This window comes from Aeromonas eucrenophila, assembly GCF_000819865.1.
Lineage (GTDB): Bacteria > Pseudomonadota > Gammaproteobacteria > Enterobacterales > Aeromonadaceae > Aeromonas > Aeromonas eucrenophila.
In genome coordinates this window covers 337,862-355,798 of sequence record NZ_CDDF01000014.1, presented here as the reverse complement: position 1 = coordinate 355,798, position 17,937 = coordinate 337,862, and the positions used below count along the sequence as shown (strand labels likewise).

21 protein-coding genes are annotated in these 17,937 nt (G+C 61.9%); 9 read left to right on the top strand and 12 right to left on the bottom strand.

The window, feature by feature from the left end:
• Window positions 1-159: 159 nt before the first annotated feature.
• The 3 genes from BN1124_RS15190 to BN1124_RS15180 form a co-directional block, all read right to left on the bottom strand.
• Window positions 160-1,293, bottom strand: a complete 1,134-nt coding sequence (locus BN1124_RS15190; protein ID WP_042643276.1) for a glycerate kinase — start codon at window positions 1,291-1,293, stop codon at window positions 160-162.
• A 9-nt stretch (window positions 1,294-1,302) separates the two neighbouring features.
• Window positions 1,303-2,565 carry a GntP family permease gene (locus BN1124_RS15185; protein WP_042643274.1) on the bottom strand — a complete coding sequence of 421 codons (1,263 nt, stop codon included), beginning with the start codon at window positions 2,563-2,565 and terminating at the stop codon, window positions 1,303-1,305.
• Between the two features lie 119 nt (window positions 2,566-2,684).
• Window positions 2,685-3,800: a sugar diacid recognition domain-containing protein gene (locus BN1124_RS15180; RefSeq protein WP_042643272.1), complete on the bottom strand. Its 1,116-nt coding sequence runs from the start codon at window positions 3,798-3,800 to the stop codon at window positions 2,685-2,687.
• A 177-nt stretch (window positions 3,801-3,977) separates the two neighbouring features.
• On the opposite strand from BN1124_RS15180, the gene BN1124_RS15175 reads away from it, so the two are divergent.
• From BN1124_RS15175 to BN1124_RS15165, 3 genes are all read left to right on the top strand, one after another.
• A complete protein-coding gene (locus tag BN1124_RS15175; RefSeq protein ID WP_033129224.1) occupies window positions 3,978-4,352 on the top strand; it encodes a YacL family protein in 375 nt (124 codons plus the stop codon).
• A gap of 54 nt (window positions 4,353-4,406) precedes the next feature.
• Entirely contained in the window at window positions 4,407-4,700 is a 294-nt protein-coding gene (locus tag BN1124_RS15170; RefSeq protein ID WP_042643270.1) for a hypothetical protein, read from the top strand.
• A gap of 227 nt (window positions 4,701-4,927) precedes the next feature.
• On the top strand, window positions 4,928-5,758 hold the full coding sequence (locus BN1124_RS15165; RefSeq protein WP_042643268.1) for a CPBP family intramembrane glutamic endopeptidase: 831 nt from the start codon (window positions 4,928-4,930) through the stop codon (window positions 5,756-5,758).
• Between the two features lie 85 nt (window positions 5,759-5,843).
• On the opposite strand, the gene BN1124_RS15160 is transcribed toward BN1124_RS15165, so the two are convergent.
• The 5 genes from BN1124_RS15160 to BN1124_RS15140 all read right to left on the bottom strand — a co-directional run bounded on the left by BN1124_RS15160 (window position 5,844) and on the right by BN1124_RS15140 (window position 8,834).
• Window positions 5,844-6,263, bottom strand: a complete 420-nt coding sequence (locus tag BN1124_RS15160) for a DUF4426 domain-containing protein (protein ID WP_042643266.1) — start codon at window positions 6,261-6,263, stop codon at window positions 5,844-5,846.
• A 4-nt stretch (window positions 6,264-6,267) separates the two neighbouring features.
• Window positions 6,268-6,576, bottom strand: coding sequence for a DUF167 family protein YggU (yggU, locus tag BN1124_RS15155; protein ID WP_042643264.1), 309 nt, complete (start codon window positions 6,574-6,576; stop codon window positions 6,268-6,270).
• On the bottom strand, window positions 6,576-7,127 hold the full coding sequence (locus BN1124_RS15150) for a YggT family protein (RefSeq protein WP_042643262.1): 552 nt from the start codon (window positions 7,125-7,127) through the stop codon (window positions 6,576-6,578). The genes yggU and BN1124_RS15150 overlap by 1 nt, the downstream gene beginning before the upstream one ends.
• Before the next feature lie 24 nt (window positions 7,128-7,151).
• On the bottom strand, window positions 7,152-7,976 hold the full coding sequence (gene proC, locus BN1124_RS15145) for a pyrroline-5-carboxylate reductase (RefSeq protein WP_042643260.1): 825 nt from the start codon (window positions 7,974-7,976) through the stop codon (window positions 7,152-7,154).
• Window positions 7,977-8,132: 156 nt separating this feature from the next.
• Window positions 8,133-8,834: a YggS family pyridoxal phosphate-dependent enzyme gene (locus tag BN1124_RS15140; RefSeq protein WP_042643258.1), complete on the bottom strand. Its 702-nt coding sequence runs from the start codon at window positions 8,832-8,834 to the stop codon at window positions 8,133-8,135.
• Window positions 8,835-8,873: 39 nt separating this feature from the next.
• Here BN1124_RS15140 and tapT point away from each other — a divergent pair, with 39 nt between their 5' ends.
• From tapT to yaaA, 3 genes are read left to right on the top strand one after another with little or no spacing between them, the layout of a single operon-like run.
• Entirely contained in the window at window positions 8,874-9,908 is a 1,035-nt protein-coding gene (gene tapT, locus BN1124_RS15135; protein WP_033129232.1) for a type IVa pilus ATPase TapT, read from the top strand.
• 27 nt (window positions 9,909-9,935) lie between these two features.
• A complete protein-coding gene (locus BN1124_RS15130) occupies window positions 9,936-11,045 on the top strand; it encodes a PilT/PilU family type 4a pilus ATPase (RefSeq protein ID WP_042643256.1) in 1,110 nt (369 codons plus the stop codon).
• A gap of 31 nt (window positions 11,046-11,076) precedes the next feature.
• Entirely contained in the window at window positions 11,077-11,850 is a 774-nt protein-coding gene (gene yaaA, locus BN1124_RS15125) for a peroxide stress protein YaaA (RefSeq protein WP_042643254.1), read from the top strand.
• 183 nt (window positions 11,851-12,033) lie between these two features.
• Here yaaA and srmB read toward each other — a convergent pair whose 3' ends face one another.
• The gene (gene srmB / locus BN1124_RS15120) at window positions 12,034-13,257 is read right to left on the bottom strand and encodes an ATP-dependent RNA helicase SrmB (RefSeq protein WP_042643252.1); all 1,224 of its coding nucleotides are present in this window, start codon (window positions 13,255-13,257) and stop codon (window positions 12,034-12,036) included.
• Window positions 13,258-13,386: 129 nt separating this feature from the next.
• Here srmB and BN1124_RS15115 point away from each other — a divergent pair, with 129 nt between their 5' ends.
• A complete protein-coding gene (locus BN1124_RS15115) occupies window positions 13,387-14,097 on the top strand; it encodes a tRNA1(Val) (adenine(37)-N6)-methyltransferase (protein WP_042643250.1) in 711 nt (236 codons plus the stop codon).
• Between the two features lie 235 nt (window positions 14,098-14,332).
• On the top strand, window positions 14,333-15,595 hold the full coding sequence (brnQ, locus tag BN1124_RS15110) for a branched-chain amino acid transport system II carrier protein (protein ID WP_042643378.1): 1,263 nt from the start codon (window positions 14,333-14,335) through the stop codon (window positions 15,593-15,595).
• Window positions 15,596-15,670: 75 nt separating this feature from the next.
• On the opposite strand, the gene BN1124_RS15105 is transcribed toward brnQ, so the two are convergent.
• The 3 genes from BN1124_RS15105 to zur are packed head-to-tail and all read right to left on the bottom strand — an operon-like array spanning window position 15,671 to window position 16,813.
• On the bottom strand, window positions 15,671-15,898 hold the full coding sequence (locus BN1124_RS15105) for a hypothetical protein (RefSeq protein WP_042643248.1): 228 nt from the start codon (window positions 15,896-15,898) through the stop codon (window positions 15,671-15,673).
• A 5-nt stretch (window positions 15,899-15,903) separates the two neighbouring features.
• Window positions 15,904-16,365 (bottom strand): chemotaxis protein CheX, encoded by a 462-nt coding sequence (locus BN1124_RS15100; protein WP_033129238.1) that lies wholly within the window; start codon window positions 16,363-16,365, stop codon window positions 15,904-15,906.
• Window positions 16,355-16,813 carry a zinc uptake transcriptional repressor Zur gene (gene zur / locus BN1124_RS15095; protein ID WP_042643377.1) on the bottom strand — a complete coding sequence of 153 codons (459 nt, stop codon included), beginning with the start codon at window positions 16,811-16,813 and terminating at the stop codon, window positions 16,355-16,357. The genes BN1124_RS15100 and zur overlap by 11 nt, the downstream gene beginning before the upstream one ends.
• 136 nt (window positions 16,814-16,949) lie before the next feature.
• Between zur and dusA the strand changes: the two genes are divergently transcribed.
• Window positions 16,950-17,936 carry a tRNA dihydrouridine(20/20a) synthase DusA gene (dusA, locus tag BN1124_RS15090; protein ID WP_042643246.1) on the top strand — a complete coding sequence of 329 codons (987 nt, stop codon included), beginning with the start codon at window positions 16,950-16,952 and terminating at the stop codon, window positions 17,934-17,936.
• Window position 17,937 lies beyond the last annotated feature (1 nt).

Below are 17,937 nucleotides of genomic sequence, written 5' to 3'. Positions count from 1 at the left end.
ACTCGGCCAGAATACAAAAACCACATAAAAGACAGCGGGATAATGAAAAAAGCCGATCGAGGATCGGCAAGGTGCGTCAGAGCGTTTGCTGCCAGGCAGCCAACCACATCCGCTACACGGGACGGGAGATGGCCGGCGCCTCGCACCGGCCAGAAGGGATTACTTGCGCAGCATATAGAGGGCGGCCACGTTGCGGGCCGTGAGCTGCAGGTTGGTGGTGGCCGTCGCCAGCGCCTCCGGCAGGGACATGGCGCGGTTGACCACGGCAAACACGGCGTCCAGACCGTGCTCGTGCACCACACCGTAGTCGTCGGTGAGGCAACCCGAGATGCCAATCACCGGCTTGCCAAACTGCTTGGCACAGCGGGCCACCCCGATGGGAGTCTTGCCGTGGATGGTCTGGCTGTCGATGCGCCCCTCACCGGTGATGACGAGATCCGCATCCGCCACCGCCTCTGCCAGCTTCAGCGCTTCTATGACGATCTGGATGCCGGGCTTGAGCTCGGCGCCGAGCAGGCCGACCAGGGCCGCGCCCATGCCACCGGCGGCGCCGGCACCGGCAATGTCCTTCACCTGGCGGCCCAGGGTCTGCTCGATGCAGCCAGCGTAGTGGGCCAGGTTGGCATCCAGCTGGGCCACCATCGCCGGGGTCGCCCCCTTCTGCGGACCGAACACGGCGGAGGCACCCTTGGGGCCGCACAGCGGGTTGTCCACGTCGCAGGCCACCTCGATGTGGAGCCCGGCCAGGCGGGGATCCAGCCCGCTCAGATCGATGCTGGCCAGATCCGCAAGGCCGCCGCCTCCCAGTGCGATGGGGGTGCCATCACTCTTGAGCAGCTTGCCGCCGAGGGCCTGGATCATGCCGGCACCGCCGTCGTTGGTGGCACTGCCGCCGATGCCGAGGATGAGGTGTTTCACCCCCATCTCCAGCGCCGCCAGGATCAGCTCGCCGGTACCGACAGTAGAGGTGAGCAGCGGGTTGCGCAACTCGGGCTCCACCAGGTGCAGGCCGGAGGCGGCCGCCATCTCGATGATGGCGCGCTCCCCATCCCCCAGCAGACCGACGAAGCCCTGCACCTTGTTGCCGAGCGGGGCTGTCACCGCCACCGGCAGGATGCGCCCGCCGGTGGCGTCGATCAGGGACTGTACCGTGCCCTCGCCGCCATCGGCCATGGGCAGCTTGACGTAGGTGGCGTCGGGCAACACCTGCTTGAAACCAGCCTCGATGGCATCGGCCACCGCCATGGCACTCAGGCTCTCCTTGAATGAATCCGGTGCGATAACAATTTTCATATCAGTTCCTTAGGCGAGACCGAACACGCCAAACATCAGGGTGGAGACGGCAGCTATGGTCAGACCGACGGCAGTTTCGTAAGGGATGAGCTTGAGACGCTCGCTCACGCCCATGTGGACGCTGCCGCCGGTGGCATGGAAGAAGGAGCCATGGGGCATGTGGTCGAATACGGTGGCACCGGCGTGGATCATGGCGGCGCCTGCGAGGCTGGTGATGCCGAGCTCGATCAGGGTAGAGCTGAACACGTTGGATGCCACTACGGTACCGGCCGTGGTCGAGGCGGTCGCCAGGGACATCAGCGCACCAGAGATGGGAGCCAGCAGATAGGAAGGCAGGCCGGAGGCGGTCAGGCCGCTGATCAGCACGTCCTTGAGGCCGGAGTTGGCGATGATGCCCGCCAGGGTACCGGTGCCCAGCAGCATGATGGCAACCGGCGCCATGCGGGCCAGACCCGAGACTGCAAACTGGTTCACCTTGCTGAACTTGCCCATCATCAGGGCACCGACCAGGCCACCGAGAGGCAGGGCGATGAGCGGATCCACGACTATGCCGGCGATGGGACGCAGGGCCAGCAGCAGTATGGCGACCAGGGGGGCACTGATGGCGGCCAGGAAACCAGGCAAGGCGGCGCCGTCAAAACTCACCACCTCGTCGGCCGCGACCTTGCTGCCCTTGTTGTTCAGACGCTTGGCCAGCCAGTAGGCCATCACCAGCCCGAACAGACCCGGGATGATGCCAGCCGCCATCACCGAGGTGAGCGGCAGGTGGAAGGCGTCGGACGCGGCGATGGCGTTCGGGTTCGGGGACATGACGTTGCCCGCCTTGCCGCCGCCGATCATCGCCAGCAGTATGGCCGCCTTGGAGAGATCGGCGCGGCGCGCAATGGCCAGCGCTATGGGGGCGACAGTGATGACGGCCACGTCCACGAAGACGCCGACCGCGGTCAGGATCAGGGTCGCCAGCGCCAATGCCAGCAGGGCGCGGGTCTCACCGAGTTTCTTGACTATGGTCTCGGCGATGGTGGTGGCCGCGCCCGATTCGATCAGCACGCCCGCCAGCACACCGGCTGCCAGGATCCGCATCACGGCGGTGGTGATCCCCTGGGCGCCACCGATCATCAGGGCGACGGTCTGGGTCAGATCGGCACCGCCAATCAGGCCACCGGCCAGGGCGCCGACGATCATGCCGTAAGCGGGCGGCACCTTCTTCAGGATGAGGAAGATGGCGATGGAGAGCGCGGCGAGAGCGCCGAGCGCGGATACTGGGATCATGGCGGACACCTGGAGTGGGAATGAGTGGTCGCCATTATGGTGATCCCCGCCCGGAATGCTTTGGTATGAAAGCCAAAACTTAGCTTTATGTAACCTTAAAATTTGTTCAAATGAACAAATCAGCCATCGAGATTGAGCCCGAGATAGAGCAGGAATTTATCATCTAACTTGTTGAAACTTAACCCGGTTATCTGCTCTATTCGGGTCAGCCGATAGCGCAGCGTGTTGGGATGAATGAAGAGCGCATCGGCACAGGGATGCAGATCACAGTCCTGCAAGAAATATTGCCGCAGCGTCTTTTGCAGCGTTCCCTTTGTGTCCTCCTGCGCCAACCTGAGCAGGGGGGCGCGCAGCTGATCCGCCTGCCAGGAGTCCGCCAGACTGCCGAGCAGCACCGGCAGCCGATAATCCTCGAAGAAGTAGACCTGCTTGCGCGGGGCCTGACGCATGCCACGGCGCAGGGTATCGCGCGCCGTCTGATAGGAGCGTGCCAGGCCATCGATCCCGGCGAAGTAATCACCCACCCCGATACGCACCTTGAAGTGGGGAATGCGGGCCAGCAACTGCTTGATGCGGCTGCGCTCCTGGGCCGATTGCCAGACACCGTCGCTGAGCTGAGCCGGTTTGAGTACCACTATCTCGTCCAGGCCGTTGATGGCCACCAGGTTGTCCCGCTCCGGGTTCTCCAGCAGGTGCACCAGCTCCCGCAGCCGAGCGGGATCCGCCTCTTCCAGCGCCAGCACGGCCACCACCCGTGGCTGGGCGAGATCCAAGTCTAGGAAACGGGCCGCCTGCTGCAGCTGATCGCCGCGCCCCTCGCCCCGGATGAGCTGCAGCACCAGCTCCTCCTTGTGGCGCTTGTCCCACTGCAACTGTTCGGTCAGCGCCGCCTGCTCCAGGATCAGCTCGGCGGTCATGCGCACCAGCTCGGCGTAAGCGCGCACTTCGTCCGGATCTCCCGAGATGCCGATGACCCCGAGCAGTTCCCCCTGATAGGCGATGGGCAGGTTGATGCCGGGGCGCACCCCCTTGAGCTGCTGGGCGGTGGCATCGCTTATCTCCACCACCCGGTTCTCGGTCAGCGCCAGCACGGCCCCTTCGTGGCGCTGGTGCAGCCGCTCCGGGTTGCCGGAGGCGATGATGAGGCCGTGCTCGTCCATGACGTTGACCGAAAACGACAGTATCTTCATCGCCCGGCTGACGATCTGCCTGGCGAGGGTGTCATTTAACTGCATGGGATCTCCGAACAAAAAACGAGGTAACGCTGCAAAGATGCCACATCATCAAGACAAGCGCGGGGGGGATCGCTAGAATAGGCCACTTTACCTCAGGTGTGCCCCACCATGGATCAGGATTCGGCGCCAGACGCCACGCCCTGGTGATGGCCCCACCCTTTCGCTATGGATCCCGCTATGGACTATGAATTTCGCCGCGACCCGTTCGGTGGCTATCGCGCCCGGTTCTCCATGGGCCATGAAGCCATCGGCCAATGGCTGATCGACGAGGTGGGCAAGGACGAGGAGAAACTCGATGAGCTGTTCACCATCATCGACCGGCTCTCCAGCCGTGCCCTGGTCGAATACAGCCTGCCCGGCGGCGACTATTCGCTGTTGCTCACCCATGAGGAGGCGGAGGTGAAAGCCAACGTCCTCAATATCTCGCTGGACGAGGATCTCGACGATCTCGCCTACTACGATGATGAGCAGCTGGCCATGTGCGGGCTGGAAGATTTTGCCCAAGTGCTTGCCTCCTGGCGCGCCTTTATCCGCAACGAGGATATGGGCTAGTACCCTTGATGAATTTGGCGGGCAAGGGCCCGCAGCAACCCAACAGGATTGACTATGTCTATTTACGATTTTGATGACGAACTGCCGGAAGACGAAGAACAGGAATCCACCAAGAAAGCCGCTCCCCCCAAGAAGAAGGGCAAGCAGGTGATGAACACTCAGGTCAACCTGAGCCCGCGCGATGCCAGCCGTTTGAACGGCATGCATGTTGAGGCCATCGCCACCCTAGACGACGTCAGCCTGCCGAAGAACGTGATCTTCAAGGCTGGCCTGATCGCCCTGGGTGAGCTGGAAGCCACCAAGCGTGCCGATATCATCGCCCGCGTGATCGCGGAATCTGGCCGATAAGCATCTGCGTTGAGTCAGAAAATCAGTCTTATATGCCACTAAAATGCCTATAAATGGCACAAGGTTGCTACTGAGACAGCAAAAGCCGGAGCCTCTGCTCCGGCTTTTTTGTATCCCGACACGCCCGCTTTGATCGGCAGCAAAGGGATCCGACCAGTCTATTGACCCTTGTGTCACGGCATGGCGGCTCGTTAAGGTGCGTCCCCTCGAAGATGAAAGGAGACTCAATGCTGCCACTATCTGATGCCCTGATCTGGGGAACCCTGGCCCTCGCCGTGCTGCTCTGCCTCGCTCGTCAGCAGAAACCCGGCCTGATCCTGCTGGGGATGGCCCTGCTGGCCGCGCTCTGGTGTGAACGACTCGCCCCCGTCGCCCTGCTGGTCAGCCTCGCCGGCCTGCTGCTGGCCTGGCGAACCCCCAGGCTGCCCATGCCCTGGTACGGGGTCGCACTCGGCCTGGTGCTGCTGTGGGCCATCGCCCTGACGCTGCATCTGGTGCCGGGCTTTGACAACCCCAAGGTACTGGATCGGGTGCTGGCCGGCCCCGCCAGCGTGCCTTTCAGCCTCTATCTCAACCTGGACAAGCCGCTGATCTTCTTCGGCCTGCTGCTGGCCTGGCCCGCCCTGCTCGGCCCGGGTGGCGCTATTCGCTGGCGACCGCTGGCCCTGTTGGTGCTGCCGCTTTCGGCCCTGCTGCTGCTCGCCTGGCAGCTCGGCGCCCTCAAGCCGGAGCCGGGCCTGCCCGACTGGTGGTGGCTGTTTGCCCTCAACAACCTGCTGTTCACCTGCGTGGCGGAAGAGGCGCTGTTTCGGGGCTTTATCCAGCAAGCCATCGCCAAGCGCAGTCAGGTCTGGGTGGGCATCCTGATCGCCAGCCTGCTGTTCGGGGCCGCACACCTGGCCGGTGGCCCGCTGCTGATGCTGTTTGCCGCCCTGGCGGGAGCCTGCTACGGGCTGGCATTCCAGTGGAGCGGACGGCTGAGCGTCGCCATACTGCTGCATTTCCTGTTCAACTTCGCTCACCTGGCCTTCTTCACCTACCCGCTGGCCAGCCGCTGAGCACCGGGTTGCAGAACCTGCGCATTGCGGATAAAAAAAGCCCCGAACCAGATGGCTCGGGGCTTTTTGTCGAAGGGCGAGTGACCTAGTCGACGTAGAAGGTCTGCTGGAAGGTCAACGTCTGCTGCTGCCCCTCCCCCATGATCTTCAGGGTGAACTGGTAGGTGTCCTCATTACGATAGGGCAGTACCGCCAGATAGTAGATGGACTCCCCCTCCTTCACCTCCTGAAAACTCAGGGTGCGGATGGTACCGGTCAGATTTTTGGCCTCACCGCTGATGCCCACCGCCTGGGCTACCCCTTGCTTGTTCTGCACCGCGATATTGATGATGCCGTTGTAACGACTGCGCTCCAGACCGTAAGCCTTGGCCACCTCGGGGGTGAGGAAGCTGGAGTTGAAGGCGTTGTAATGCACCTGCCAGGGGCCCAGCTCCTTCATCTGTTCGGCCCGCAATGGCAGCGTCATCAACAGTGCCAGCAGGCAGCTAATCCAGGCTGTTTTCATGATGTCATCCTTCTCGTGTTCCATTCTCCAGCAGGGCTTCAATCTCGGCGGGGATCTGTCTTGGCGCCGCTATGGTGACCGTCTTGTGTCGCCCCAGCTCCCCCCGCACGATACGAACCTGCCCCTTGGCCACCTTGAATTGCTTAGCCAGGTACTTGATCAAATGGCCATTGGCCTGACCATCCACCGGCGGTGCCGTGATGGCTACTTTCAACTCGTCGCCATGCAATCCGACGATCTGATCCCGACTCGCCTTGGGCTGGATCATCAGATGCAGCGTCAGCCCGTCCCCCTCTTGCAGGACGGCTGGCATCAGATCATCCACCACAGCTGGCCGAACAGATCTCCTAACAGATAGTTTATGGCCTGCAGCGCAATAAAGGCGACCAGCACCGAAAGATCCAGCCCACCCAGGGCCGGCAGGATGCGACGGATCGGCGCCAGGAATGGCTCGGTCAGCTGGTGCATCACGTATTCGATGGGGTTGCGGCCCTGGCTGACCCAGCTCAGGATGGCGCGGATCAACAGCACCCAGAAGATCATGGAGCCCGCTTTCTTCAGCACGGTGAGGAAGGCGAACAGGCTGAGGGTGAGCCAGTCGGTCAACAGCACGTTCATGCTCTTGAGCAGCGCCAGCTTGGCGAAGGCGATGATGATGGCCAGCAGCACCGAGGCCATGTCCAGCCCACCGAAGCCGGGAATGACACGGCGCAGCGGGATCACCAGCGGATTGGTCAGCTTGACCACCATCTGGCTCATGGGGTTGTAGAAGTCGGCGCGGGCCCACTGCAGCCAGACGCGCAGCAACACCACCATGAGGTAGAGATCGAAAATCGTGTTAATCAGAAAGTAAGCGGTGTTCATCCGGGCTCCTGTTCAAAAAAGGGTTCAGAAAAGAGTTTCCATTTCGGCGGCTCGGGTGACGGCCGCCTGCATGGCACGAGCGGTCAGCGGCATCAGCCCCTGCTCCTGGAATGTCTTGACGGCCTCGGCCGTGGTGCCGCCCTTGCTGGTCACCTGCTCGCGCAGGGTCTGCAGGGAGAGCTGCGGGTTCTGCTCCACCATGGCGGCAGCCCCGAGCGCGGTCTGCTGCACCAGCAGACGGGCCTGCTCCGGTGAGAAGCCCATGGCCTCGGCCTCCTCGGCGATCGCCTGCATGAACAGGAAGAAGTAGGCCGGCGCGCTGCCCGCCGCCGCGATGACGCCGTTGATGCCCGACTCCTCTGGAGTCCACAGGGTCTTGCCCACGGACTGCATCATCTGCTCGGCAAAATCGCGATCCTCCTGGCTGATGCCAGCCGGCGCATAGAGACCGGTCATCCCCAGCCCCAGCAGGGAGGGGGTATTCGGCATGGTACGGATGATGCGGCCATGACCCCCCGCCATCTCCTGCAACCGCGCGACCTTGATACCGGCGGCGATGGAGATGAGCAGCTTGCCCTCCAGGGAGCCCAGCTCGACGACCAGGGCGCTCAGCATGCCCGCCATCAGCTGTGGCTTGACCGCCAGCACGATGACGTCGGCCGCCCGGGCCGCCTCGGTGTTGTCCTGGGTGATGCGGATACCGAACTCGCTGGCCAGCGCGTCCAGCTTGGGACGGCTCGGGTTGGCGGCCAGGATCCGATCCGCCGGATAGCCCGCCTGCACCAAGCCGGCAATGATACTGCGGCTCATGTTGCCCGCCCCGATGAAGGCGAGGATTTTATGCTGCATCTTGCACTCCTGCTGATGAAATGACTGCGGAGCCCTGCGTGCCCGCCCCGATAAAGGCGAGAGTTTTATGCTGCATCAAAGGCTCCTGAATTGATGACGTGAACGCGGGCTGCCGGCGCGCTTGCCGTGCTGGCACGCTTCCTTCACTGTTCCTGCTTATGAGTAATCACGGGCACCGAAGATGGCGGTACCGACCCGCACCATGGTGCTGCCATGGGCGATCGCCGGCTCGAGATCCTCGGTCATGCCCATCGAGAGGGTGTCGACGCTCGGGTATTGTCGCGCAAGTTCGGTGAACAGAGTCTGCATACGCCGCATCTGCGCGGCCAATACCACTTCGTCGCTGGTTTGCTCGGGGATGGCCATCAGACCGCGCAGTCGCAGCCGCTCACAGTGGGAGACCAGCTCCGCCAGTCGGAAAATCTCTTGCTCCGACGTACCGGATTTACTGCTCTCTCCGCTAATATTGATTTGCAGACAGACATTTAGCGCAGGCAACCCGGCTGGACGCTGGTTGTTGAGGCGCTCGATCAGCTTGTCGCGATCGACACTTTGCACCCAATCGAATCGCATCGCCACCAGCCTGGATTTGTTGGATTGCAGCGGGCCGATAAAGTGCCACTCTATGTCTGCGTAGCCTGGTTGGGCGCGCAGGCTGTCGATCTTGGCCGCCGCCTCCTGGGCATAGGATTCGCCGAAGCGGCGCTGACCCGCGGCATAGGCGGCCTGGATGTCCTCCAGTGGCTTGGTCTTGCTGACAGCCAACAACTGGATATGATCGGCACCACGGCCAACCCGCCGGGCGGCCTGTACAATACGTTCCTTTACCTGAAGCAGGTGCTGGGCAATCTGGCTCATATTTCGTTCGTGATCTTGTGATGGGAGAATAACAAATCTATGGATATCACAGAGTTATTGGCTTTCAGTGTAAAGCATAAGGCCTCGGATCTACACCTCTCGGCCGGGGTTCCCCCGATGATCAGGGTTGATGGGGAGGTTCGCAAGATCAATTTGCCCGCCCTGGATCACAGGGAAGTTCACGCCCTCATCTACGACATCATGAACGACCACCAGCGCAAGGAGCTGGAGGAGAATTTCGAGGTGGACTTCTCCTTCGAGGTACCCGGCATGGCCCGTTTCCGGGTCAATGCCTTCCAGCAGGCGCGCGGATCCGGTGCCGTGTTCCGTACCATCCCCAGCACAGTGCTGAGCCTGGACGATCTGGGGGCGCCGGAGATGTTTCGCAAGATAGCCGAATTCCCCCGCGGTCTGGTGCTGGTCACGGGCCCGACCGGCTCCGGCAAGTCCACTACCCTGGCGGCCATGGTCGACTACATCAACGACAACTTCCACCACCACATCCTCACCATCGAGGATCCCATCGAATTCGTGCATGAAAACAAGCGTTGCCTGGTCAACCAGCGCGAGGTCCATCGCGACACCAAGAGCTTCTCCAACGCCCTGCGCTCGGCGCTGCGGGAAGATCCGGACATCATACTGGTGGGTGAGATGCGCGATCTGGAAACCATACGCTTGGCCATGACCGCCGCCGAAACCGGCCATCTGGTGTTTGGCACCCTGCACACCTCCTCGGCCGCCAAGACCATAGACCGTATCATCGACGTCTTCCCAGGATCCGAGAAAGACATGGTGCGCTCCATGCTCTCCGAATCCCTGCGGGCGGTCATCTCCCAGACCCTGCTCAAGCGGATCGGCGGTGGCCGGGTGGCGGCCCACGAGATCATGATGGGGATCCCGGCGGTCCGAAACCTCATCCGGGAAGACAAGATCGCCCAGCTCTACTCGGTGATCCAGACCGGGATGACCCACGGCATGCAGACCATGGATCAGAGCCTCAAGCAGCTCGTCAACCGGGGCATAGTCGCCGCCCTCGATGCCAAGGCCAAGGCCGCCGATCCCAACAGCATTTGATAGGCTTTCACCCCCCAAGGAGACGCTATGAACATGGATGTTCTGCTCGCTGCACTGGTTGAACAAAAGGGCTCGGATCTGTTTATCACGGTCGACGCCCCCCCCACCCTCAAGGTCAATGGCCGTCTGGTGCCACTGGCGGCGGCCCCCCTCGACAAGCAGGCGGCCATCGCCCTGGTCAGGGAGAGCCTGGATACGGAGCACTTCGAGCGCTACCTGCGCACCCGGGAGGCCAACTACGCCATCCATCGCGAGGGGCTTGGGCGGTTCAGGGTCAGCGCCTTCTGGCAGCAGGACCAGCCGGGCATGGTGCTGCGCCGCATCGAGACCCGCATTCCCACCTTCGAGGAACTGGTGTTGCCCCCCGTACTGCGGGATGTCGCCATGGCCAAACGCGGCCTGGTGCTCTTCGTCGGGGCCACCGGCGCCGGCAAGTCCACCACCCAGGCGGCCATGATTGGCCATCGCAATCAGCACGGCGACGGCCACATCCTGACGGTGGAAGATCCGGTGGAGTTCGTGCACCAGCACGGCCGCTGCCTAGTGACCCAGCGGGAGGTGGGGATCGACACCGAATCCTTCGATGTGGCGCTCAAGAACTCCATGCGCCAGGCGCCGGATGTGATCCTCATCGGCGAGATCCGCACCCAGGAGACCATGGAGCTCGCCATCCAGTTTGCCGAAACCGGCCACCTCTGCCTCGCCACCCTGCACGCCAACAACGCCAACCAGGCGCTGGATCGCATCCTTCACCTGGTGCCCCAGGAGAAGCACCGCCAGTTCCTGTTCGATCTCTCCTTCAATCTGCGCGCCATCGTCGCGCAACAGCTGCTGCCGAACGCCAGGGGTCAGCGCCGGGTCGCCGCCTTCGAGATCCTGCTCAACACCCCCCTCATCACCGACATCGTCCGCAAGGGGGAAGTGCATCGGCTCAAGGAGGTGATGACCAAATCCACCGAACTCGGCATGCAGACCTTCGATCAGGCGCTGTTCACCCTGTTCTGTGCCGGCCAAATTGGCTACAGTGAGGCCCTTGCCCATGCCGACTCGGCCAACGACCTGCGACTGCTGATCAAGCTGTCCGGCCGCGAGCAGTTGGGCGCAGGTACTCTCGACAACGTCACCCTGGATGAATGAGGGGCGTGTGTCACCGCTATAAAGGATCGTTATGCTGATTGTGGTTTCCCCGGCCAAGACGCTGGATTACGAGTCGCCGCTGGTGACGTCCCGCCATACCCTGCCCGAGTTACTGGATCACTCCGCCCGGCTGATCGGCCGGGCCCGCCAGCTGACCCCGGATCAGATCGCCAGCCTGATGAAGATAAGCGACAAGCTGGCGGGGTTGAATGCGGCCCGCTTCGCCCAGTGGCAACCGGACTTCACCCCGGCCAACGCCCGTCAGGCGCTGCTGGCGTTCAAGGGCGATGTCTACACGGGGCTGGCGGTGGAAGACTTCAGCGAGGCGGATCTCGACTTCGCCCAGCAGCACTTGCGCATGTTGTCCGGCCTCTACGGGGTGCTGCGCCCGCTGGATCTGATGATGCCCTACCGGCTGGAGATGGGCATTCGCCTGGACAACGAGCGCGGCAAGGATCTCTATCAGTTCTGGGGGGACATCATCACCGAGCATCTCAACAAGGCGCTGGCCGCCCAGGGGGATGAGGTGCTGATCAACCTGGCATCTGACGAATACTTCAAGTCCGTTCGCCCGAAGGCGCTGAAGGGCCGGATCATCACCCCTGTGTTCAAGGACGAGAAGAACGGTCAGTTCAAGATCATCAGCTTCTACGCCAAGAAGGCCCGGGGCATGATGGCCCGCCACATCATCAAACACCGGCTGACCGAGGTGGAGCAGCTGACCGGCTTCAACGAGGGTGGCTACTATTTCGTGCCCCAAGAGTCGGATGATCGCACCCTGATGTTCAAGCGCGCCGAAAATTAATTACAAAAAGAGGGAACCAACCGCAGGATCCTCGGGTCTTAATCTGTGAATCCTCTGTTGTAAGCACTTTTTATTAGCCGATGTCTATGCATCGGCTTTTTTCTGTCCGCAATTCAGCCAGCCGTGCTTTTGCCTAGCCCATAAAACACAACGGCCATCCGAGGATGGCCGTTGTTGCTGCGATTATTTCTTTTTCTTCTTGGCGGACTTCTTCTTGCCGTCCTTCGGTTTCTTCTTCTTCACCGGCACCCGCGCCTCTTTATGCCTTGGGCGCAATTCCTCGATCACCCGGCGCTTGAGGCGCTCCTCGGTGTAACGCTCGATCTTGGAGACCATGGCCATGTCGTGGGCTTCCACCAGGCTGATGGCACAGCCCCGGTTGCCGGCCCGGCCGGTACGGCCGATGCGGTGCACATAGACGTCGGTCCCGTAGGGCATGTCGTAGTTGATGACATGGCTGACGTTGGGCAGGTCGATGCCGCGGGCGGCGACGTCGGTGGCGATGAGGAAGGGCACTTCACCGGCGTGGAACTTGCGGATCGACTCGATGCGCTTGCTCTGCTCCATCTCGCCCCGGATCCAGGCGCAGGGCACGCCGGCCGCCTGCAGCTGGCCGGAGAGCTCCGCCAGCCGCTCGCGGGTCTTGACGAAGACGATGGCCTTCTGGGTTTCCGGATCCTTCAGAATGTGGATCAGCAGCGCCAGCTTGTGGGCGGCGTCATCCGCCAGATGCACCCACTGGGTGATGGGGCGGCGTTCGCTGCGAGGCGGCTCGGCGTGCAGCTCGACCGGATCCTTGAGGATCTCGTTGGCGAACTTCTCGAGACCGGCGCCCTCCAGGGTGGCGGAGAACAGCATGGTGTGCTTGCGGTAGCGCGCCTCGGCCACGATCCGGTTCACGTCCTTGATGAAACCCATGTCCAGCATGCGGTCAGCTTCATCCAACACCAGCACTTCGATGTCGTGGCTCTCGAACTCTTCCTTCTCGATGTATTCGAGCAGGCGGCCCGGGGTCGCCACCACGATGTCGGTGGTCTTGGTCAGCGCCGGCAGCTGCTCTTCGTGGCTGACGCCGCCGATGATGGTCTCGATGCTGAGGTGGGTGTGTACCGCCAGCGCCTTGGCGTGGGCACTGACCTGCAGCGCCAGCTCGCGGGTCGGGGTCAGGATCAGCATGCGGCACGGGCCCGGCTTGCGGCGCGGGAAGTCCAGCAGGTGCTGCATGGCGGGCAGCAGGAAGGCGGCGGTCTTGCCGGTACCGGTCGGGGCGGATGCCAGAATATCGCGGCCGTCCAGGGCTGGCTCCAGCACCATCTGCTGAATGGTAGTGGGGCGGGTGAAACCCATCTCGGCCAGGGCCCGGTTGAGGGCTGGATTCAGGTCGAAATCATCAAAGGACTGGCTCATGTCAATACTCGGTCATTTAGGAAACCGCAGATTATAGGCGATTATGCCGCCAGCTCCTATGGCGACTATGGCTTAGTCGCTATAATCGCCGACCATTTTTGGATGTAGCGGGCAGAAGACGGGGGTCAGATGGGACGAAGCAGCGGTTTTACCTTCAAACAGTTTCACATCGAGCACGATCGCTGCGCCATGAAGGTGGGCACCGACGGCATACTGCTGGGGGCCTGGGCACCGGTGGCGAAGGCGCGCCGGGTGCTGGACATCGGCACCGGCAGCGGCCTCATTGCCCTGATGCTGGCCCAGCGCAGCGCCGCCGACTGCCAGATCGACGGGGTGGAGCTGGATCCTGCCGCCGCCGCCCAGGCTCGCGAGAACGTCGCCGCCTCCCCCTGGGCCCCAAGGGTCAACATCGTGGAAAGCGCAATCCAGGAGTATCAGGCGCCTCCTTACGATCTCATCGTCTCCAACCCCCCCTACTTCGGGGCAGGCCAATCATTCAGCGACCCGGCCAGAGCCCTGGCCCGCCACACCGGCGGCCTGGATCCCCGAGCCCTGCTGGCGGCCTGCGACCGCCTGCTGAGCCAGGATGGACAGCTGGCGCTGGTGCTGCCCACCGCCATGGCCGCCGAGATTTTAGACATGTCAGCGGATTATGATCTGTATGGCGCTTGTTACGTAGCTGTTATCACCAGAGAGGGTAAAGCGGCAAATCGCGTTTTATTGCGACTTGCTAGAGGATCAAACAGGTGTGAACAGGGTGAAATCCTGATCCATTCTGCTGATGGAGCCTATTCCGACAGATATATCCAACTAGCCCACCCCTTCTATTTGAAGATGTAAATTTTGTCTTGAACTATTTTTTCACATCATTATGCTGAACCTTAAATGAGCACCCGCTCAAGACCAGCTCAAACCACTGGTCGCGATGAAAAAAGCAGCGGGGCTCCTTTTTTTTACCCCTGAGGGATATTACTCAGCGATCAATAAAAACGATAACAAGCAATTGTTTACAAGACAGACGAGGTTGAACTTGACGAAATCACTCACTACGTCCGATGTGCTCGGATTGGGCTTCATGACCTTTGCCTTCTATTTGGGCGCCGGTAACATCATCTTCCCGCCGTTGGCTGGCTACATGGCCGGTGAGCACCTCTCCGTCGCCATGCTCGGCTTCCTGGTCACCGCCGTGGGCCTGCCGCTCATCACCATCCTCGCCGTCGCCAAGGCGGGCAACGGTTGGGCCGGCATGACCAAGTTGCTGCCCACCGGCATCGCCACCGCCCTGGCCGTGGCCATCTACATCATCATAGGCCCGGCCTTCGCCGCCCCCCGTACCGGTCTGGTGGCCTACGAGATGGGCCTCAAACCCTTCATCGGCGACATGGGTCAGGCCGGGCTCGCAGCCTACACAGTAATCTTCTTTGGCATCGCCATCCTGGTCTCAATGAACCAGGGCAAGCTGATGGATGCCATCGGCAAGTACCTGACCCCGGTGCTGATGCTGTTGCTGCTGACCCTGGCCATCGGCGTCTTCGTCGCGCCCCAGGGCACCATGCCTGCCGCCTCCGGTGACTATCAGAACAGCCCCTTCGTGAAAGGGATCCTGGAAGGCTACAACACCATGGATACCCTGGCGTCCCTGATGTTTGGTGCCTTGATCGTCGATCTGCTGCGCAAGAAAGGCATCAACGACTACCAGAGCCAGTTCAAGTATCTGGCCATCGCCGGCATCATCTCCGCCATCGGCCTGTCCGTGGTCTATGTCTCCCTGTTCCAGCTGGGTAACACCGCCGCCGGTGTGGCGAGCGATGTCAGCAATGGCGGCGCCATCGTCAACGCCTATGTGCTGAGCCTGTTCGGTCAACCGGGTCAGTTCATCCTGGCGGCCATCATCACCCTGGCCTGCTTCACCACCGCCGTGGGCCTGATCTCCGCCTGCTCCGACTTCTTCCACAACCTCACCGGCGTGGCTTACAAGAAGCTGGTCGTGCTGCTGGGAGCCATCTGCGCCGTGGTTGCCAACGTCGGTCTGAGCCAGCTCATCAGCCTCTCCATCCCGGTGCTGGTTGCCATCTATCCGGTCGCCGTGGCGCTGGTGCTGGTCACCTTCCTGAAGGGCTACTTCGGTCGTCCGCGCCTGGTGTTCCGCTCCGTGCTGGTGGTGGCCTTCGTGTTCGGCTGCCTTGACGGTCTGGGCGCCGCCGGCATGAAGATGGATGCCTTCGCCTTCCTGCCGCTGTTCGACAAGGGCCTGGCCTGGTTGCTGCCGACCCTGCTGGCCTGTGGCCTCGGCATGGTGGGACGCAGCAGCGACAAGCTGGCCGCCGAAGCCGCCTGAGTGTCGCGTTTTCCAGAATAAAAAAGAGGCCAGCATCTGCTGGCCTCTTTCGTTGGGAAACTGAACCGACGTTGTTTAGAGCACGGAGACCGGCTTGGGTTTGCCGGCAAGACCATACCAGTGGAACTCGGTCTGGCCCGCATGCCAGCCGAGAGTGGCCCAGGGTTGCTTGGGCTGCCAGCGCGGGAAGTTTATCTGCACGCGGTTGTCTTCGTACTTGTAGATGGAGGTGCTGAGCTGGATATCGGACAGGATAAGCAGCAGCACACTACCGATGACACTCCATTTCAGCACAGTCCACATGATGATTACTCGAAGCAGATTTCGATGGTGGCGCGACCATAATCCGAATCAAACGGCATCATGATCTTGGCCCCATCGGCTCTGTGGGTGATGGTGTGATTGGGGCCGGAGACGATGATGGGCGTCGCCATGTCGAACTCGTAGCCCTTCTCCCCCAGCATGCGCTTGGCCCCGCCGGTCACCATGTTGGTGATCTCGCCCACCATGTCGGTGACCTCTTCGTTGATGGAGGTCGGCGCCTCCCCCAGCATGCGGCGCATGATCTCCAGCGCCAGCCCCTTCTCGAAGCTGATGGAGAGCGATCCCCGGGTCTGCGGGCCCACCATGCCGATGAGACCGGACACATCCCCGCGCGCCAGCTCGTCCGTCTTGCGCTTGGGGGCGCCCGGCTTGAGCTCCAGCTGTGCCATGGTGGAGAGCACATTGAGCAGGGAGAGCAGGAAGGGGTTTACAAAATCAGCCTTCATCTTGACGTCCTAGGGTGTCGGAACAGCGGGCACATTGACCATGGGCCTCTATGGTCTTGTTGGTAATAGTAAAGCCATGCAGGTGAGCCTGCTCGGAAAAGGCGCCATCGATGGCCGGATCGTGCAGCTCGACCACGTCTTTGCAGCGATCGCAGATCAGCAGCTGCATCGGATGGGCATGGTCGAAGTGGCAGCAGAAGATGAAGGCGTTGAGGGACTCCACCTTGTGGGCGAAGCCCTGCTCCAGCAGAAAATCCAGCGCCCGGTAGACGGTGGGCGGCTTGGCGTGCGCCTCGGTCTGCTGCAACTGGGCCAGCAGATCATAGGCACTGATGGCGTTGCCGTGGGCGGCGAGCAGCCGGAACACCTGGCGTCGGGTCGGGGTGAAACGGATCCCCCGTTGTTCGCAGAGGCGTTCCGCCCGCAGTAAGAGTTGGTCTTGATTCATGATCACGCAGATACCCTGTCAATTAGCCGGATACTATCACAGGGCCCCATCGCCGCGGCGACAAAATTCATTTTCTGGGGCTCCCTCACGTTGTGGTAGAATCCGCCCCCTTGTTTTGCGAACCCGGATGATTTTTATGCAGGCGCAGCGTTTTTCTATCGCCCCCATGCTGGACTGGACAGATCGGCACTGCCGTTATTTCCATCGGTTGATGACCAGCCAGACGCTACTTTATACCGAGATGGTGACCACAGGCGCCATCATCCACGGCAAGGGCGATTATCTGGGCTACAGCGAGCAGGAGCACCCCATCTCCCTGCAGCTGGGGGGCAGCAATCCGGTGGATCTGGCCCGTTGTGCCAAGCTGGCCGAGGAGCGCGGTTACGACGAGATCAACCTCAACGTGGGCTGCCCGTCTGACCGGGTTCAGAACGGCCGCTTCGGCGCCTGCCTGATGGGAGAACCCGCCCTGGTGGCCGACTGCGTCAAGGCGATGCGCGACGTGGTGGGGATCCCGGTGACGGTCAAGACCCGCATCGGCATCGACGATCAGGACTCCTACGAATTCTTGCAAGCCTTCATCGAGCAGGTGCGGGACGCCGGCTGCGACACCTTCATCGTCCACGCCCGCAAGGCCTGGCTGAGCGGCCTGAGCCCCCGCGAGAACCGGGAGATACCGCCGCTGGACTATCCCCGCGTCTACAAGGTCAAACAGGATTATGCCAACCTCACCATCGCCCTCAACGGCGGCGTGACCAGCCTGGAGCAGACCCTGGCACACCTGCAGCACCTGGATGGGGTCATGATGGGCCGCGAGGCCTATCAGAATCCTTACATCCTGTCCCAGGTAGACAATCAGGTGTTCGGGTTGAACAACGAGATACCGAGTCGCCACGAGGTGATACGGATGATGCTGCCCTACATGGAGCAGGAGCTGGCCAAGGGCAACTATCTCTCCCACATGACCCGTCACATGCTGGGCCTGTTCCAGAACATGCAGGGGGCCCGCGCCTGGCGCCGTCACCTGAGCGAGAATGCCTGCAAGCCGGGCGCCGGCATTCAGGTGGTGCTGGATGCCATGGCCAAGGTGCCGGAATTCGCCCAGCCCGAGGCGGTGGAGTAAT

Coding starts and splice junctions, on each gene's coding strand:
- BN1124_RS15175 (WP_033129224.1), top strand. CDS start 3,978: ATGGACTATGAATTTCGCCGCGACCCGTTCGGTGGCTATCGCGCCCGG.
- dusA (WP_042643246.1), top strand. CDS start 16,950: ATGCAGGCGCAGCGTTTTTCTATCGCCCCCATGCTGGACTGGACAGAT.
- tapT (WP_033129232.1), top strand. CDS start 8,874: ATGGATATCACAGAGTTATTGGCTTTCAGTGTAAAGCATAAGGCCTCG.
- proC (WP_042643260.1), bottom strand. CDS start 7,976: ATGCAGCATAAAATCCTCGCCTTCATCGGGGCGGGCAACATGAGCCGC.
- BN1124_RS15170 (WP_042643270.1), top strand. CDS start 4,407: ATGTCTATTTACGATTTTGATGACGAACTGCCGGAAGACGAAGAACAG.
- brnQ (WP_042643378.1), top strand. CDS start 14,333: ATGACCTTTGCCTTCTATTTGGGCGCCGGTAACATCATCTTCCCGCCG.
- BN1124_RS15190 (WP_042643276.1), bottom strand. CDS start 1,293: ATGAAAATTGTTATCGCACCGGATTCATTCAAGGAGAGCCTGAGTGCC.
- zur (WP_042643377.1), bottom strand. CDS start 16,813: ATGAATCAAGACCAACTCTTACTGCGGGCGGAACGCCTCTGCGAACAA.
- BN1124_RS15105 (WP_042643248.1), bottom strand. CDS start 15,898: ATGTGGACTGTGCTGAAATGGAGTGTCATCGGTAGTGTGCTGCTGCTT.
- BN1124_RS15160 (WP_042643266.1), bottom strand. CDS start 6,263: ATGAAAACAGCCTGGATTAGCTGCCTGCTGGCACTGTTGATGACGCTG.
- BN1124_RS15150 (WP_042643262.1), bottom strand. CDS start 7,127: ATGAACACCGCTTACTTTCTGATTAACACGATTTTCGATCTCTACCTC.
- BN1124_RS15140 (WP_042643258.1), bottom strand. CDS start 8,834: ATGAGCCAGATTGCCCAGCACCTGCTTCAGGTAAAGGAACGTATTGTA.
- yaaA (WP_042643254.1), top strand. CDS start 11,077: ATGCTGATTGTGGTTTCCCCGGCCAAGACGCTGGATTACGAGTCGCCG.
- yggU (WP_042643264.1), bottom strand. CDS start 6,576: ATGCCAGCCGTCCTGCAAGAGGGGGACGGGCTGACGCTGCATCTGATG.
- BN1124_RS15115 (WP_042643250.1), top strand. CDS start 13,387: ATGGGACGAAGCAGCGGTTTTACCTTCAAACAGTTTCACATCGAGCAC.
- BN1124_RS15130 (WP_042643256.1), top strand. CDS start 9,936: ATGAACATGGATGTTCTGCTCGCTGCACTGGTTGAACAAAAGGGCTCG.
- BN1124_RS15165 (WP_042643268.1), top strand. CDS start 4,928: ATGCTGCCACTATCTGATGCCCTGATCTGGGGAACCCTGGCCCTCGCC.
- BN1124_RS15185 (WP_042643274.1), bottom strand. CDS start 2,565: ATGATCCCAGTATCCGCGCTCGGCGCTCTCGCCGCGCTCTCCATCGCC.
- BN1124_RS15100 (WP_033129238.1), bottom strand. CDS start 16,365: ATGAAGGCTGATTTTGTAAACCCCTTCCTGCTCTCCCTGCTCAATGTG.
- BN1124_RS15180 (WP_042643272.1), bottom strand. CDS start 3,800: ATGCAGTTAAATGACACCCTCGCCAGGCAGATCGTCAGCCGGGCGATG.
- srmB (WP_042643252.1), bottom strand. CDS start 13,257: ATGAGCCAGTCCTTTGATGATTTCGACCTGAATCCAGCCCTCAACCGG.